This window comes from Fusibacillus kribbianus, assembly GCF_030053595.1.
Lineage (GTDB): Bacteria > Bacillota > Clostridia > Lachnospirales > Lachnospiraceae > Lientehia > Lientehia kribbiana.
In genome coordinates this window covers 1-17,201 of sequence record NZ_JASGBQ010000002.1, presented here as the reverse complement: position 1 = coordinate 17,201, position 17,201 = coordinate 1, and the positions used below count along the sequence as shown (strand labels likewise).

The 17,201-nt window shown below is 48.8% G+C and carries 16 protein-coding genes and 1 riboswitch; of the genes, 15 read left to right on the top strand and 1 reads right to left on the bottom strand.

The genetic code is table 11. The features are described 5' to 3' along the window. Together QJ036_RS01805 and QJ036_RS01800 are read left to right on the top strand one after the other, a co-directional pair. Complete coding sequence (locus QJ036_RS01805) at positions 1-624, top strand: methylenetetrahydrofolate reductase C-terminal domain-containing protein (protein WP_283229728.1); 624 nt, start codon at positions 1-3, stop codon at positions 622-624. 40 nt (positions 625-664) lie between these two features. Next, positions 665-1,543 (top strand): methylenetetrahydrofolate reductase, encoded by an 879-nt coding sequence (locus QJ036_RS01800; protein WP_283229727.1) that lies wholly within the window; start codon positions 665-667, stop codon positions 1,541-1,543. Positions 1,544-1,586: 43 nt separating this feature from the next. Here the strand turns inward: QJ036_RS01800 and QJ036_RS01795 are convergent, their stop codons facing one another. Then, positions 1,587-2,477, bottom strand: a complete 891-nt coding sequence (locus QJ036_RS01795) for a PHP domain-containing protein (RefSeq protein ID WP_283229726.1) — start codon at positions 2,475-2,477, stop codon at positions 1,587-1,589. 242 nt (positions 2,478-2,719) lie between these two features. On the opposite strand from QJ036_RS01795, the gene QJ036_RS01790 reads away from it, so the two are divergent. The 13 genes from QJ036_RS01790 to QJ036_RS01730 form a co-directional block, all read left to right on the top strand. Further along, positions 2,720-3,220, top strand: a complete 501-nt coding sequence (locus QJ036_RS01790; RefSeq protein WP_283229725.1) for an SEC-C metal-binding domain-containing protein — start codon at positions 2,720-2,722, stop codon at positions 3,218-3,220. A 181-nt stretch (positions 3,221-3,401) separates the two neighbouring features. Further along, on the top strand, positions 3,402-3,818 hold the full coding sequence (locus QJ036_RS01785) for a DUF8180 domain-containing protein (protein ID WP_283229724.1): 417 nt from the start codon (positions 3,402-3,404) through the stop codon (positions 3,816-3,818). A 12-nt stretch (positions 3,819-3,830) separates the two neighbouring features. Continuing rightward, on the top strand, positions 3,831-4,025 hold the full coding sequence (locus QJ036_RS01780) for a CooT family nickel-binding protein (RefSeq protein ID WP_283229723.1): 195 nt from the start codon (positions 3,831-3,833) through the stop codon (positions 4,023-4,025). A 58-nt stretch (positions 4,026-4,083) separates the two neighbouring features. Then, a complete protein-coding gene (locus tag QJ036_RS01775; RefSeq protein ID WP_283229722.1) occupies positions 4,084-4,863 on the top strand; it encodes an ATP-binding protein in 780 nt (259 codons plus the stop codon). 47 nt (positions 4,864-4,910) lie between these two features. Further along, positions 4,911-6,803 (top strand): anaerobic carbon-monoxide dehydrogenase catalytic subunit, encoded by a 1,893-nt coding sequence (gene cooS, locus QJ036_RS01770; protein WP_283229721.1) that lies wholly within the window; start codon positions 4,911-4,913, stop codon positions 6,801-6,803. A 39-nt stretch (positions 6,804-6,842) separates the two neighbouring features. Further along, on the top strand, positions 6,843-7,616 hold the full coding sequence (locus QJ036_RS01765; protein WP_283229720.1) for an ATP-binding protein: 774 nt from the start codon (positions 6,843-6,845) through the stop codon (positions 7,614-7,616). A gap of 11 nt (positions 7,617-7,627) precedes the next feature. After that, the gene (gene acsB / locus QJ036_RS01760) at positions 7,628-9,772 is read left to right on the top strand and encodes an acetyl-CoA decarbonylase/synthase complex subunit alpha/beta (RefSeq protein ID WP_283229719.1); all 2,145 of its coding nucleotides are present in this window, start codon (positions 7,628-7,630) and stop codon (positions 9,770-9,772) included. Between the two features lie 335 nt (positions 9,773-10,107). Further along, complete coding sequence (gene acsD / locus QJ036_RS01755) at positions 10,108-11,049, top strand: acetyl-CoA decarbonylase/synthase complex subunit delta (RefSeq protein WP_283229718.1); 942 nt, start codon at positions 10,108-10,110, stop codon at positions 11,047-11,049. Between the two features lie 21 nt (positions 11,050-11,070). Continuing rightward, the gene (gene acsC / locus QJ036_RS01750) at positions 11,071-12,462 is read left to right on the top strand and encodes an acetyl-CoA decarbonylase/synthase complex subunit gamma (protein WP_283229717.1); all 1,392 of its coding nucleotides are present in this window, start codon (positions 11,071-11,073) and stop codon (positions 12,460-12,462) included. A 36-nt stretch (positions 12,463-12,498) separates the two neighbouring features. After that, positions 12,499-13,284, top strand: coding sequence for a carbon monoxide dehydrogenase/acetyl-CoA synthase methytransferase subunit (gene acsE / locus QJ036_RS01745; RefSeq protein WP_283229716.1), 786 nt, complete (start codon positions 12,499-12,501; stop codon positions 13,282-13,284). Between the two features lie 22 nt (positions 13,285-13,306). After that, positions 13,307-15,247, top strand: a complete 1,941-nt coding sequence (acsV, locus tag QJ036_RS01740; RefSeq protein WP_283229715.1) for a corrinoid activation/regeneration protein AcsV — start codon at positions 13,307-13,309, stop codon at positions 15,245-15,247. A 15-nt stretch (positions 15,248-15,262) separates the two neighbouring features. Beyond that, positions 15,263-15,910 (top strand): DUF3786 domain-containing protein, encoded by a 648-nt coding sequence (locus QJ036_RS01735; protein WP_283229714.1) that lies wholly within the window; start codon positions 15,263-15,265, stop codon positions 15,908-15,910. A 14-nt stretch (positions 15,911-15,924) separates the two neighbouring features. Continuing rightward, positions 15,925-16,037, top strand: a riboswitch (THF riboswitch). Between the two features lie 69 nt (positions 16,038-16,106). After that, positions 16,107-17,201, top strand: a 1,095-nt coding sequence (locus QJ036_RS01730) for a formate--tetrahydrofolate ligase (RefSeq protein WP_283229713.1), incomplete at its 3' end; no start/stop codon positions are given.

The window sequence follows — 17,201 nt, the reverse complement described above, 5'->3', positions numbered from 1 at the left end:
ATGTTAATTACCCAGTTAAAAGCAAAGGAAACTATCGTATCACTGGTGGACGGAAAGAAAGCGTTTATCATCAACTGCCAGGGATGCAAGGAAGTCCATTTTCCGGAAAAGGAAGCTGCAGAGCTTGAAAAGGAGCTGGCTGCCAACGGGCAGGTGACCGGAGTCATCACTACCGATTACATATGCAATCCGGATAATATGAAGCTGCGTCTTCAGAAACATATGGATGAGATCGAGGCTGCTGATGTGGTGCTCGTATTATCCTGCGGTATCGGCGTGCAGACCGTTGCCGAGTATCTGGAGGAGAAAAAGGTGTGTGCAGCATGTGACACCTTCCCGCTTCCGGGCTTCCAGGGAGTGACACCGTTAGAGTATAAGTGCGATCAGTGCGGTGAGTGCTACCTGAACTTAACCGGAGGAATCTGCCCGATCACTGCCTGCTCCAAGAGCCTGGTCAACGGACAGTGCGGCGGAAGCAAGAACGGCAAATGTGAAGTGGACGGCGAAATGGAATGCGGCTGGGAACGCATTTACAGACGGCTTGCACAGCTTGGACGCCTGGATGCCTTAAAATGTCCGACTCAGATACGTAATTTCGCAACAGATGAAGAAGTATCTAAATAAGGAAACCGTTAAAATATATAATGATTAGGAGTAATGGATAATGAAGATTACGGAAGCATTTGAACGTGGCGAATTTGTAGTTACTGCGGAAGTAGGACCGCCGAAAGGATTCCATATTGAGCATATGCTGGAGGAAGCAAAGACATATCTGAGCGGAGTGACAGCAGTCAATGTAACAGATAATCAGTCATCCGTTATGCGCCTTGGTTCTCTGGCAACCTGTAAGGCTTTGAAAGATGAGGGACTGACCCCGATTTTCCAGCTGACCTGTCGTGACAGAAACCGTATCGCACTGCAGTCTGACCTTTTGAGTGCTGCAATGTTCGGAATCGAAAACCTGCTTCTTCTGACGGGCGACCATACCAAGCTGGGTGATCATCCTCAGGCAAAACCTGTTTTTGATCTGGACTCTGTATCTTTGATTCACACAGTAAAACAGCTGGAATCAGGCGTGGATCTGGGTGGAAATGAACTGGTTGGCGAGCCGCCGAAATTTGCAAAGGGTGCAGTGGTATCTCCCTGCAGTGATTCTGTGGATGTTCAGCTTGCAAAAATGGAAAGAAAGGTCGCAGCCGGCTGTGATTATTTCCAGACACAGGCAGTTTATGAGCCTGAGAAGTTTATCCAGTTCATGGAGAAGGCAAAACAGTTCGGTAAGCCTGTTCAGCTGGGAATCGTAATTCCCAAGTCTGTGGGCATGTGCAGATACATGAACGCAAACGTTGCTGGTATTCACATTCCGGAAGAGATGATCGACGAACTGAAGGCGGACAAAGAGAAGACGAAGGCCGGCATCACCGGTGTGGAGATCGCTGCCCGCATTATCAGAGAATGTAAGCCTTATTGCCAGGGCGTACATATTATGGCTCTTGGATGGGAGTCCAAGGTACCGGAGCTTCTTAAGCAGGCCGGAATCTAATTTCATATTGTAAAAAATTACAGAGCGTTACGAATCGGATGGATCATCCGGGAAGTAACGCTCCGTTTGCTTGAAGGCGGCTTTGAGCTTCTAGGAGGCTTTGAAAACAGGAACGGGGAACCTGCAGCTTTCCCTTACCGGTTCCGATGGAAATGGAAGGCTTTGCCGCTCCGTGAAAATCAGAGCCTCCTGTCAGGAATAGATCGTATTTTTTGGCGATTCGTTTGATTTGTGCTTCGTCTGAGGCACTGTAACCGGAATAATAGCCCTCGATTCCCATAAGTCCGAAAGCTTTCAGATAACCGGTAAATTCATCCAGCTGTATTTCGCACATACGGCTGAGGATCGGATGAGCGAAAACCGGGATACCGCCATGGTCCAGAAGGAACCGGATCGCTTCTTCCGGGGCTACCGGTTTTCGCGGCACATGGCAGGGACAGCCCTTTCCGATCAGGTTGGAAAAGACCCAGTTTTTATCGGGAACCTGTTTTGTTTCGGCAAGAAAGACTGCAATGCTTGCCCGAGTGAGCACTGCATCCGGAAAACGAAGATGCAGCAGTTCCATGGACAGGTCATATCCGCGCTTTTGCAGCCGTTCTATGATCTGGCTGTTTCTGGTTTCCCTGTCAGACTGCCACTCTTTAAGCTTTTGCCGAAAACTGTCCCTTTGCCAATCCATTCCGTAGCCCAGGATATGAATACTTTTTCCGTTCCAGGTACAGGAAAGCTCGATCCCCGGAATCGTCTGAAGATTCAGATCCTTACAGGCCTTCAGAAGGCGGGGGATACCATCTGCCGTATCATGATCTGTCAGAGCAATGGCAGCCAGCCTTTGTTTTACTGCCAGATCGGCCAGCTCCTCCGGAGTGCAGGTACCGTCCGAGAAAACAGAATGGATATGAAGGTCAACGAAAGAATCGATATCAGAGTTCATAATACGGAGTCTCCTTTTATAATATCGGATTTGGTATGCATGACTCGTTCGGAATGCTCAATCTGTTCGATACACATGCCATGCTCCGTGCAATCGGCGCGATCAGAACGTTCAGTCCGTTCATAGTATACCATGAATTGGGTACAGCAACAATTCATTTTCCTATTGCCATAAACTGTTTATTGATAGTATAATGGAGAATAGATCATTATTATAAAATTTGTATAAGGATGGTAGAAATAATGGCGTTATTAGAACAGTGGAGAAAAATGGCTTACGAGACCCAGATGAGTGAGCAGCAGAGTAATTATTTCTGGGGAAATTATTTTAATCTGGAAAAGGGTATTTATGAAAAGCTCCTGGCAAATCCGGACGAAACGGTAACCGGTACCGTCAGGGAATTGTCTGAAAAATACGATGTGGATCTGATGATCATGGTTGGTTTTCTGGACGGAATCAACGACAGTCTGAAGGAGCAGAACCCCATTGATACTATGGAAGAGGATACTCCCGTAAATCTTGGCTTTGACAAAGAGCTTTTATATAAAAACATGGTTGCGGCAAAAGCGGACTGGCTGTATGGTCTTCCCCAGTGGAATGATATTTTCACCGAGGAGCGTCAGAAGGAGCTTTATAAGGAACAGAAATCCTCGACAACGATCGTTAAGGGAAAGAAAGTCGGACGGAATGATCCCTGTCCCTGCGGCAGCGGCAAGAAGTACAAGCACTGCTGCGGAAGATAAAACCGGGTACAAGATGTAGGTGTCAAGAATCTTTGTACTTTTTTGTGAACATTGTCAAAAATTCTCCAAAAAAAAAGAAATGTCCTTGATTAATATTACTTAACAGGGTATAATGATATAGATATAATTAAAAATTTAACATAATTTTTCTTTTTCAAAATCGCAGAAAGGAGAATGTGGAATGCACGTAGTGACAGATGAAAATGGTGCTGTCGTTCATTGCCATCATACGCATGCGCACACCCACACAATTGAACATTCCCACGAACATGTTCATGAAGAGGGACATGAGGGTGAGCATACACATACCCATGATCATGCAGACGGACACAGCCATGGGGATGAATGCGGACACAGCCACGGATGCGCCGGAAGCTGTAACAGCTGCGTCAGTGCAGAGGATGAGACCGTTGCTCTGGTAGGCTATATGGTACAGCACAACAAGCATCATGCGGCGGAACTGGCAGACATGGCAAAAAAACTTCGGTCCATGGGCAAGGATGAGGCAGCAGAGCAGATCGAAAAAGGTGTTTCCGATTTTGAAAGCGGCAATGTTCGTCTCAGTGTGGCACTTTCCTTACTGAAAGCAGACAAATAGGAGGCGGTAATCATGTGTCTTGCAGCAGTTTATGGAAAAAGAGCGGAAGAAGATGAAACGCTTCTTCTCAGAAATGTCAGCAAAATTCTGATTGACGGCGATACAATTACTTTGATCGATATTATTGGTCAGGAAAAACAGCTGAAGGGAGCTCTGACAGAGGTTGATTTGGCAGGCAGCGTTGTTAAGGTTCGCTGTACAGATTAAAAAGCAGTGTTCTCACAGCATGTATACCAATAAAATCTGATGTAAGGAGGGCTTGTAGGTGGCCTATACGATTGCAGTTGCAGGCAAGGGCGGTGTCGGAAAGACAACCCTTTGCGGCCTGCTGATTCAATATTTGTGTAAAAAAGAAAAGGGACCGATTCTGGCGGTGGATGCGGATGCCAACTCCAATCTGAATGAAGTTCTTGGAGTGAAGGTGGAAGCGACCCTCGGAGAGATCCGTGAGGAGATAGCCCGTGCAGAAATGATGAATCCCAGTCCGATTCCGGCGGGTATGTCCAAACAGGAGTATGCAGCATTTCGGTTTAATTCCGCACTGATCGAGGAAGATGACTATGATATGTTGGTGATGGGCAGAACTCAGGGGTCAGGCTGCTATTGTTATGTAAATGGGCTTCTTACAACCCAGGTGGCCAGACTTTCCGGCAGCTATCAGTATGTAGTCGTGGACAACGAGGCCGGAATGGAGCATATCAGCCGCGGAATCCTTCCTCATGTGGATGCAGTGCTTCTGGTGAGCGATTGCTCCAGAAGAGGCGTTCAGGCCGTTGGAAGGATCGCAGAGCTGGTAAAGGAATGCAATCTCAATCCCAAGGTGATGGGTCTTATCGTAAACCGCGCGCCGGAGGGCAAGCTGAACGAGGGCACTCGGGAAGAGATAGAGAAACAGGGGCTGAATCTGGTCGGCGTGGTCCCTCACAGCGAGGATGTCTATGAAATGGACTGTGAAGGGAAAGCCACCGCGATCAATCTTCCGGAGGATTCGCCGGTGAGAGAGGCTCTGATTCAGGCAGTAGAAAAGCTGTTACATTCTAAATAATTAATGCCCGTCCGTAGTGGGTGGGCCGAAATTAAAGGAGGTTTATAATGGGAGACTTTAAGTTGACAAGCGTTGAGGAGTTTGAAGCCGCTACAGCCAGACTCCTGGAAACAGGCGCAAAAGTGGGTGCTGATTCCTGGCAGATGAGAGTGAAGAATCAGACGCCTCACTGTAAGTTCGGTGAGCAGGGTATCTGCTGCCGTATCTGTGCGATGGGACCTTGCCGTATTACCCCCAAGGCGCCCAGAGGCATCTGCGGATGTGACGTTCACGGTATCGTAGGACGTAACTACCTGAAATTCACTGCAGGCGGTGCCGCAACTCACTCCGATCATGGTCGTGAGATCTGCCATACCCTTCATTGTGCAGAAGAGGGTGGAAATTACCAGGTCAAAGATCCTGCAAAGCTGCTTAAACTGGCAAAGGAATTTGGCGTTGAGACTGAGGGCAGAGATATTTACGATGTAGCTCATGAGGTTGCTGAAGCAGGTCTGATGGAATATGGTAAACCTTTCGGATTCCAGAAATTCCTTGACAGAATGCCTGAATCTCAGAAAGAGCTTCTGATCAAAAATGAACTGGCTCCCCGTGCAATTGATCGTGAAGTTGCTTCCTCCATGCATATGACTCATATGGGATGCTCTTCCAAGCCGGAAGCACTGATCAAACAGTCTATCCGCTGCGGTATGGGTGATGGATGGGGCGGCTCCATGATGGGAACCGAGTTCTCCGATGTACTGTTCGGAACTCCCAAGCCCATTGATACTGAGGCAAATCTTGGCGTTATGAACGCAGACAATGTAAACATCGTTGTTCATGGCCATGATCCGAGCCTCTCTGAGATGATCTGTGAATATGCAGATGATCCCGAGATGATCGCATATGCGAAGGAAATGGGAGCAAAGGGAATCACCGTATCCGGTGTCTGCTGTACCTCCAACGAAGTGGCTATGCGCCGCGGCGTTCCGATGGCAGGAAACTTCCTGCAGCAGGAGAATGTGGTTCTGACCGGTGCCTGCGAGGCAATCGTAGTTGACGTTCAGTGTATCTTCCCTGCCCTTGGGCCGTTAAGCAAATGCTTCCATACAAAATTCATCACAACCTCTCCGATCGCACAGATGCCTGATTCTGATTTTATCCGTTTCAGCCCTGAAAATGCAGGAGAAAATGCAAAAGCTATTGTAAAGATGGCAATTGAGAACTTTAAGAATAGAAAACCCGAGCTGGTACATATTCCTGATATGAAACAGAAGGCTACTGTTGGTTATTCTCTGGAGGCAATCGTTAAAACTCTGGATGGAGTTACCAACTCTCAGGTAGATGTGACCGGAACCACCAAGCCGCTCCTTGAGTGTGTGACCTCCGGTGTTCTTCGTGGCGCAGTTGCCATGGTTGGCTGCAACAACCCGAAGGTTCGCCCTGATACCGCTCACATTGAACTGATGAAGAAGCTGATCGCTAACGACATTATTATCGTTGCATCCGGATGTTCTGCACAGGCTGCTGCAAGGGCAGGCCTTATGGACAAGAGAGCAAAGGATCTGTGCGGTGCAGGTTTAAAGAGAGTCTGCGAGCTGGCAGATATCCCTCCTGTATTGCATATGGGTTCTTGCGTGGATATTTCCCGTATGATGAATCTGGTTGCAGAACTTGCTAAAGATTCCGGACTCAAGATTTCTCAGCTTCCTGTTGTCGGCTGTGCACCTGAGTGGATGTCTGAGAAGGCTGTATCCATCGGCAACTATGTAGTTGGTACTGGTATTGATACCTTCCTCGGCGTAGAACCTTATGTATCCGGTTCTACCGAGGTTGAACAGCTTCTGACAGATGGTGTTCGTGAGTGGACCGGCGCTGCTTACACAGTAGAGAAGGATATTGATAAACTGGGTGATGCCATGATCCAGAGAATCGAAGAGAAGAGAGCTGCAATCGGTATCTAATGCCGGCAGCCGTGTGATTAGACCAGAGGTGAATGAGACATGAAAATTGCTGTAACAGGAAAGGGCGGTGTGGGAAAAACCACATTTGCCGCCACCCTTGCAAGGCTTTATGCGGAGGAAGGAAAGAATGTGCTGGCAGCCGATGTGGATCCGGATGCCAATCTGGGACTTGCCCTTGGATTTTCCGAGGAAGAGCTTGACAGTATCGTTCCGATTTCCAAGATGCGCAAGCTGATTCAGGAGAGGACGGGAGCGGATGCAACCAACACCTTCTTCAAAATGAATCCCAAGGTGGATGATATTCCTGACCTGTATGCAAAGAGCTGCAACGGCGTGAAGCTGCTGACACTGGGAACCGTGGAGACCGGCGGAAGCGGCTGTGTGTGCCCGGAGCATGTGATGTTGAAGCGCATCATCAATCATCTGGTACTTCGGAGCAATGATGTTGTCATTCTGGATATGGAAGCCGGCCTGGAGCATCTGGGCAGAGGCACAACGGAAGGAATGGATCAGTTCATTGTGGTAATCGAGCCTGGTGCAAGAAGCGTGCAGACATATAAAAATGTGAAACGCCTGGCCGATGACCTTGGAGTAAAACAGGTGAGAGTCGTGGCGAACAAGGTTCGCGGCGAAGAGGATGAGGCGTTTATAAGGAGCAAGATTCCTGCCTGTGACCTCTTAGGCTTCATTCACTACAATTCTGAGGTGATCGATGCAGACAGACAGGGGAAATCACCTTTTGATTTCAGCCCGTCTGCCAAAGCGGAAATTCAGAAAATAAAAGAAAAAATCGACCATGAGTCAGATTATTAGGAGGTAGAACAGTGACACTATTTGATGTAGTATTTAGCGGTGCGGATACTGTATATGGCTTAGCGGAAGGTGCCATCGACGCTGCTATCGCACAGCATGGTGCAGATAAAGCAGTTGCTTTCCCTAAGACAGCTTATTTCCTTCCCTGCTACTATGCAGTAACAGGTACAAAGGTAACCAACCTGGGTGAATTGAAAGAAGCCCTGGGCGTAGTTAAGAGCATTGAGACGAAGAATGCAAAACTGAACGATGTATTCATGAACGGTGTTGGTACCGCTCTTTGTGCAGAGTTCATCGAAGCACTGAAATATCTGGATGGTGCAGATCCCTACGAGGGAACCGGATGCTCCGGTCATCTCGGTGATGCCACGATCCGTGAGCTGGGTGTACCGCTGGTAACCGGCGATATCCCCGGCGTAGCTGTAATCCTTGGCAAGGCTCCCACTGCTGATGAAGCAGCAGCACTTGTAAAGAGCTATCAGGCACAGGGTATCCTTGTTACACTGGTTGGCGATGTGATCGATCAGTGTGTGGAGAAGGGCGTAAACATGGGCGCTAATGTTCGTGTGATCCCTCTGGGCAAGGATGTAACCTCTGTTCTTCATGTAGTATCCGTTGCAGTCAGAGCGGCCCTGATCTTCGGTAATGTTGAGCCCGGAGATGCTGCCGGACTTATGAAGTATACCTTTGAGCGTGTGCCTGCATTCGTAAATGCTCTCGGCGCTCTGAATCCTGTAGTTGTAGCATGCGGTGCCGGTGCAATTGCCCTTGGCTTCCCCGTAGTTACCGATGATGTTGCTACTTCTGAAGCTGTTAACATCAAGGTTCCTAAGAGCCTGATCGTACAGCCCGATATTTCCAAATTCAACGCAACCTCCCTTGAGGCCCGCGACATCAAGATCAAGATTACAAACATTGATATCCCTGTTGCCTTCGCATCTGCATTTGAAGGCGAGATCGTACGTAAGAAACAGATGCAGGTTGAGTTTGACGGCTCCAGAGTTGACTGCTTCGAGCTGGTACAGACCAAGGAAGCTTCCGAGATCGAGGATCACAAGATCGAGCTGATCGGACCTGACTTCGATAGCTTTGAGAAGGGCAGCAAGCAGAGCATTGCTTACATCGTAGAGGTGGCAGGCAAGGGCATGCAGTCCGACTTTGAATCCGTATTCGAGCGTAAGTTCCACAGCTATCTGAACTGCATCGAGGGCGTTATGCATACCGGTCAGCGTGATATGATCCGTGTTCGTATCAGTGACGCTGCTTATGACGCCGGCTTCCGTGCAAAACACATCGGCGAAGTTCTTTATGCAAAGATCAAGAATGATTTCGACGCAGTAGTAGATAAGTGCCAGGTTAAGGTTATCACCGATCCTGAGTTGGTTACAAAACTTCGTCATGAGCTGGCTATCCCCGCATTTGACAAGCGTGATGACAGACTGAAATCCCTGACTGATGAGTCTGTAGATGTATACTACAGCTGCATCATGTGCCAGGCATTCTCTCCCAGCCACGTATGCGTGGTTACTCCCGAGCGTCTGGGTCTCTGCGGTGCTGTTTCATGGCTGGATGCAAAGGCTACCAATGAGCTGGAGCCTACCGGTCCCTGCCAGGTAATCACCAAAGAGCGTCCCATCGATGAGAGAATCGGTGAGTACGAGGATGTTAACGAAGCAGTTAAGAAGTTCTCCAACGGTGCACTTGAGGATGTATCCCTGTACTCCATCATGGAGAAGCCGATGACCTCCTGCGGATGCTTCGAATGTATCTGCGGTATTGAGCCTTTCTCCAACGGCGTTATCATTGCCAACCGTGAGTACGCAGGCATGACTCCTCTGGGCATGACCTTTGCAGATCTGGCTTCCATGACAGGCGGCGGCGTTCAGACCCCCGGCTTTATGGGACACGGCAAGCACTTCATCGCTTCCAAGAAGTTTATGAAGGCTGAGGGCGGCATCGAGAGAATCGTATGGATGCCCAAGGATCTGAAAGAATCTGTTGCTGAGAGACTGAATGCAACTGCAAAAGAACTGTATGGTATCGACAACTTCACCGATATGATCGGCGATGAGACCATCGCAGAAGATCCTGAAACCTTACTGGAATTCCTGACCGAGAAGGGACATCCCGCTCTTGGCATGGAACCCATGATGTAAGCTTCCGCAAGCGGGAATCAAGCGCCTGCTTTGCAGGCATTTGATTCCTGCGGAAGCTTAGCGAAAGAAATTCACAATCCGCGAAGCGGATGCGGATGCGTAAGCAGACGCAGAAGTGAATTTCGTGAGCTTTTCCCGCGCAGGCTTTAACGAGAAGAATTCACGAACCGCGGATGCGTAAGCAGACGCAGAAGTGAATTTCGTGAGCATATCATTTACAAAACAAAAACCACCATCATAAATCACGGCAGCAGAAGCACCCTGATAGGGAGGGGGCTTCTGCTTCCGTTGAAATATTATTACACAAAGAAATAATTCAAGGAGGCGAGTAGGAAATGCCGTTAAACAAGAAATTACAGAAATTCAGCGCTACCGTACGCAGCGTTGAGCTCGGCACCGGCGACAAAACTACAACTTTAGGAGGGGGCAATACATACCCTTTCTATACATTCGATAATCCGACTGCTAATCCTGCTAAGATTGGTATTGAGATTTCCGATCTGGGTCTGGCTGATGAGCCTGACTGCATCAAGGAATTCTATGCCGGATGTGAGACTGTTGTAGATATGGCAAAGAAAGCTGTTACAGTAGAGGGAGCAGATTTCCTGGTTCTGAAGCTGATCGGCGGTGATCCCAATGGCGAGAACAAGTCCATTGAGGAGCTGGTTGAGGTTGCAAAGGCAGTTGCTGATGCTGTTGATTTCCCTCTTGTAGTAGAAGGCTGCAAGAATGTTGAGAAGGACGCACAGCTCCTTGCCAAGGTAGCTGAAGCTCTTCAGGGAAAGAATGTACTCCTGATGTCCGCAAAAGAAGAAAACTACAAGAATGTAGGTGCTGCAGCAGGTCTTGCATATGACCAGCTTCTCGGCGCTGAGTCTGCAGTAGATATCAACCTTGCAAAGCAGCTGAACGTTCTGATCAAGCAGCTGGGCGTTGATCCCGGAAAGGTTGTTATGAACGTTGGTTCTGCAGCAGCAGGTTATGGTTTTGATTACTGCATCTCTACTCTGGATCGTGTTAAGGGTGCAGCTCTTGGCCAGAGTGATGATTCTCTGCTGATGCCCATCATTACCCCTGTAGCAGATGAAACCTGGTCCGTAAAGGAAGCTTCCGCATCTGAGGAAGACGTTCCCGAATGGGGCTCCGTAGTAGAGCGTGCAATCGACATGGAGATCACCACTGCAGTTGCATGTCTGTCCTGCGGTTCTGATGCTGTTATCCTTAAGCATCCCACATCAATTGCTACAGTATCCGCAATGATTAAAGCTTTGGTTTAGTACGGACAGGAGGAAAAGAAAATGGCATTAACTGGTATCCAGATTTTTAAATTAACGCCCAAGAAGAACTGCAAGGAGTGCGGTTCCCCTACCTGTATGGCATTTGCTATGAAGGTAGCTCAGGGTGCAGTCGGCATTGACAAGTGTCCTCATATGAGCGAAGATGCAGTTGCTCAGCTTTCCGAAGCATCTGCACCGCCTATGAAAACCATTGAGATCGGCAAGAAGCCTTTTGCTGACAACAAGAATGACAAGGATGCAGCCTTCAAGCTTGGCGGCGAGACTGTTCTTTTCAGACATGAGAAGACCTTTGTAAACAAGACAAGATATGCTTCCACAGTTTCCACAGCTATGGATGATGCAAAGGTTGATCAGGTCCTTGCTGATATGGCAAAGATCGATTACGATCGTATCGGTGATCGTATGTATGTGGAATTCATCGCTGTTGATTATACAGACGGTGCTTCCGCTGAAGCTTATGCAGCTCTGGCAGCAAAGGCTGCTGCAACCAACAGAGCACTTGTCCTGAATGTTAAGGATGAGGCAGCTGCAGCTGCAGCTCTGGCAGCAGTAAAGGATACAAAGCCTGTACTTAATGCAGCGGATGCTTCCAACTATGAAGCTATGAGCAAGCTGGCAGCAGATGCCGGTGTTGTTCTCGGTGTTACCGGTGCAAATGTAGACGAGATCTACGATACCGTTGCAGCTCTTGAAAAACTGGGCAACAAGAATCTGATCATTGATCTTGGCACTGCTTCTGTAAAAGATGCTTTTGCAAACGGCGTACTGCTTCGTCGTGCCTGCCTGGACAAGAACCCTGACAGAACCGCAGGCTATCCTACCATCGTAAACGTTGCAAAGCTGGCTCCTGGCGATGCTCATCAGCAGACCGCACTTGCAACTCTGTTTACCATGAAGTATGGTTCCATCGTTATCCTTGAGGAGATGAGCTATGCACAGGCACTTCCTCTCTATGGATTAAGACAGAATCTGTTTACTGATCCTCAGAAGGCTCCCAGAATTGAGCCCGGTATCTATCCGATCAACGGTGCAGATGAGAATTCTGTATGCCTGACCACTGTAGACTTTGCCCTTACCTACTTCCTGGTATCCGGCGAGCTGGAGCGTTCCGGTGTACCCTGCAATCTGCTGATCTCCGATGCAGGCGGACTTTCCGTACTGACCTCCTGGGCTGCCGGTAAATTCTCTTCCGGCTCCATTGCAAAATATATTCAGGAGTTCGATATCGAGAATAAGATCAAGAACCGCACCCTGATTCTCCCTGGTAAGGTTGCCGTACTGAAGGGCGATCTGGAAGCGAAGCTTCCCGGCTGGAATATCGTGGTAGGACCTACTGAGGCTGTTCAGCTCGTTAAGTTCCTGAAGGATATGCAGGCAAACGGCCAGGCATAATCCCCTATATTTCAATAAGAAAAGGAGAACATAATCATGGAAAAATTCATTACCATCGGTGAGAGACTCTCTACCACAGCCCCTATCGTAAATAAGGCATTTCTGGAAAGAGACCCTGAGCCCATCCTGAAGAGAGCAAAAGCTCAGCTGGATGCCGGCGCTACTTACCTGGATGTAAATATCGGACCTGCAGAAGGCTACGGCGAAGATCTGATGAAGTGGGCAGTTCAGCTGCTTCAGAGCAACTTCGATAATGTTCCCCTTGCTCTGGATACTTCCAACAAGGCAGCCATCGAGGCTGGTATCTCCGTATACAATCGTTCCAAAGGCAAACCCATCGTAAACTCCGCTGATGCTGCCGGCAGAATCGAGAATATCGATCTTGCTGCTGCAAACGATGCAATCGTTATCGCTCTCTGCAACGGCGAAGGCATCGCTGCTGACAATGATGAGCGTATGGGCTACTGCACCATGCTTCTGGAAAGAGGTCTTTCCCTTGGTCTGACTGAGGATGATATGTGGTTTGATCCGCTCTTCGTAGTTATCAAGGGTATGCAGGACAAGCAGATGGACGTTCTCAACTTCATCGGCGACCTGACTGATATGGGCCTTAAGACCACCGGCGGACTTTCCAACAACTCCAACGGTATGCCCAAGCATATCCGTCCCATCATGGACTCCGCTATGGTAGCTATGGCTATGATGAAGGGTATGACTTCTGCAATCGTGAACCCTAATGACCTGAGACTGATGGAGACCATCAAGTCCTGCGATATTATCAGAAACGCTACCCTGTATGCAGATTCTTATCTTGAAGTTTAATTGACTTTTAAGGTGAGATGTTATGTTTAAAGTAACATTTAAGTTTGAAAGCGGCGAAGGCGTGGAAGCCTTCGCTGCTTCCGGTGAAAACCTTCTCGAGGTAGCGAGAAAAACAAACGTAGCTATCGATGCCCCCTGTTCCGGCAATGCTGCCTGCGGCAAATGCCGGGTAAAGCTGCTTTCCGGTGCCCTTGATTCTCAGAAGACCCGCCATATTTCCGACGAAGAATATGCGTCCGGCTGGCGTCTGGCCTGTGTGAGCAAGATCACAGAGGACGTGGAGATCATGGTCCCCGATATTGCTTCTGCTTATAAGAGCAGGATGAAAGCAGCGGACCTGAGCTCCCCTCAGGAAATCAAGATTTTTGAGGATGCAAAGAGAGATCTGCAGGAAGCGGGATTGGAACTGAAAAACAGTCTGTCTCTGATTCCTGTGGAAATGACGGCGCCTACTCTGGATGATACCATGCCCGATGTAGAACGGCTGGAAAGAGCTGTTGCTGCGGCGACCGGTATCAAGCGTGTGAGGATTCCCTACAGTGTTTTGAAGGAGCTTCCGGATAAGCTGCGTCAGTACGAATTTCAGGTACAGTGTGTTGTGCGTTGTACCAGCCGTGACGTTTTTGTATATGACATTTACGGAAAAGAGGAAACGGTTCGTGCCGGCGGCCTGGTAGTGGATATCGGTACCACTACTGTTTCTGCGCTGATCATTGACATGCTCAACGGTGATATTCTGGCCAAAGCGACTACCGGAAACGGACAGATCCGTTACGGCGCCGATGTCATCAACCGGATCATTGAATCCAGAAAACCCGGGGGACAGAAGAAGCTGCAGGATGCAGTTATTAAAGAGACCATCAATCCTCTGATCCATACCATGTGCAGGACAAGCGGATTGAAGACAAGCCAGATTTACAGGATGAGCGTAGGTGCCAATACCACCATGAATCATCTGTTTACCGGTATCAATGCGGAGCCTCTTCGGACGGAACCGTATATTCCTGCCTTTTTCAAGACAAATGCGGTGTTTGCCAATGACCTTGGAATTGACATTAATCCGGATGCCCATATTATCATTGCACCCAATGTGGGAAGCTATGTGGGCGGGGATATCACTGCAGGAACCTTAACCAGTATGATCTGGAATAAGCCGGAGCTTTCCGTCTTTATTGATCTCGGAACAAACGGGGAGATCGTTTTTGGAAATCAGGATTTTCTCATGAGCTGTGCCTGTTCTGCAGGTCCTGCCTTTGAGGGCGGTGACATCAGCTGCGGTATGCGTGCCACTGACGGCGCCATTGAGGCCTGTACCATTGATCCTGTGACCATGGAGCCTACCTTCCACGTGATTGGAGAAGAGGGACAGAAGCCGGTCGGCCTCTGCGGTTCCGGTATCATTGATGTGATCAGTGAATTGTTCCGCTGCAATATGATCAGCCCCAAAGGAAAATTTATCCGGGAAGGAAAGCGCATTCGTCACGATAAGTACGGCATGGGAAGCTACGTGCTTGCATTTCAGGAAGATGCCGGTTCGGTCAAGGATGTGGAGATCAATGAAGTGGACATCGATAACTTTATCCGTGCCAAGGGTGCCATTTTCTCCGGTATCCAGACGCTGATCTCATCCTTGGATTTTGATGTTTCCATGGTGGATAATGTTTATGTGGCAGGCGGAATCGGAAGCGGTATTAATATGAAGAATGCGGTTGGCATTGGCATGCTTCCCGATATTCCTCTAGAGAAATTCCACTATATCGGTAATTCCTCCCTGTCCGGTTCCTATGCAATGCTTCTTTCGGCGGAAGCAGAGAGAAAGGTATATGAGCTGGCCAGAAGCATTACCTATGTGGAGCTCTCTACAACCCCTGGATATATGGATGAGTTTGTGGCGGCCTGCTTCATTCCCCACACGAATACAGCTCTGTTTCCGTCCGTGACCCAGGTGGAAATCAGTGGATAAAGGATTTTAGTTTTTATGAACATTCCTTATGAAAAGAATCAAAAGGACAGAGTTCCCTTTGAAATTTATAAAAAGCAGTTCGCCGAAGCAGATCCGGTGCTGCTGTCTGCAGTGAGCGGTGTCCCTTATGATGAAGAGACAGGAGTTTTCACTGTGACTCTGATGAATAAACAGTATGCCATTCATCATCCTGATTATGAAGTGAACTGTCTGGATGAAAACGGCGGATATGCACCTCTGGTTACGGATATCGAGACGAAAATTCTTGTTATCCGGTATCTTCTGGAGGGAAAAAAAGCTGCATTTAAAGGGGATTTTTATGCTTACGCAGATATGCCCTGGGGAAGGCATTATAACGATGTGTTTCAGGGACGGTGCGTAAAAAGGCTGGCCTTCACTTTTGGCTTCAAGCTGGATGTATTTGCAAAGGTCATGGAGTCGATAGGGGGCGAAAAGCTTTCCGTAGGAGATGCAGGCTATGAGTTTGCATTCCTGGATAATTTTAAGCTTCAATTTATCATCTGGGAGGGGGATGAGGAGTTTCCTCCTTCAGCCCAGATTTTATTCTCCGGCAATTTTGCTTCTGCCTTTATGGGAGAGGACATGGCGGCGGTGGGGGATATCTCCATCGGCACGCTGAAAACTTTGGCCAAGGATTTATAAAAAACCTGGTATGAAGTAGAGTAGGTATTGTGCGTCAAGTGTCACCGGATGGAATGTTGATGGTGAACGAAAGATACGTTCCCTGCTATGGAAATGTCATCTGCGTTACAATGCTGCGTTCGCTACTGTATATATTATTTTACAAAAACATATGTACAGGCGGGGGTATGACCCGGCGAGAAAGGAGAGGTTTATTATGGGATTCAAAAGCGACATTGAAATTGCTCAGGAATGCACAATGGCTCCGATCACTGAGATCGCTGAAAAGGCAGGTATCGATGACAAATACCTGGAGCAGTACGGAAAGTACAAAGCAAAGATTGACTACAACTTATTAAAGGAAACAGATAAAGAGAACGGCAAGCTGATCCTGGTGACGGCCATCAACCCCACCCCCGCAGGTGAGGGCAAGACGACCACCAGCGTAGGTCTGGCAGACGGACTTTCCAAGATCGGCAAAAACGTAATGGTAGCTCTCCGTGAGCCCTCCCTCGGACCGGTATTCGGCGTAAAGGGCGGCGCAGCAGGCGGCGGTTATGCCCAGGTTGTTCCCATGGAGGACATCAACCTTCACTTCACCGGCGATTTCCATGCCATCGGCGCAGCAAACAACCTGCTGGCAGCCATGATCGACAACCATATCTTCCAGGGCAATGAGCTGAACATCGACCCCAGAAAGATCACCTGGAGACGCTGCGTGGATATGAACGACAGACAGCTGCGTAACGTAGTAGACGGCCTTGGCGGAAAGACCAACGGTATGCCCCGTGAGGACGGCTATGACATCACCGTGGCTTCCGAGATCATGGCAGTTCTGTGTCTGGCAAGCGACATCAACGACCTGAAGGCAAGACTCGGCCGCATCATCATCGGCTACACCTACGGCAAGGTTGCAGAACAGAAGCCTGTTACCGCTCATGACCTTCATGCAGAGGGCGCAATGACGGCACTCCTTAAGGATGCTCTGAAGCCCAACCTGGTACAGACTCTGGAGCATACACCTGCCATCGTACACGGCGGCCCCTTCGCAAACATCGCTCACGGCTGCAACTCCGTAACTGCGACCAAGATGGCTCTGAAGCTGGCAGACTACACCGTAACCGAGGCAGGCTTCGGTGCTGACCTGGGTGCTGAGAAGTTCCTGGATATCAAGTGCCGTATGGCAGGTCTTAAGCCCAACGCAGTTGTGATCGTAGCAACGGTAAGAGCTCTCAAGTACAACGGCGGCGTAGCAAAGGCGGACCTGAACAATGAGAACCTGGAAGCTCTGGAGAAGGGCCTTCCCAACCTG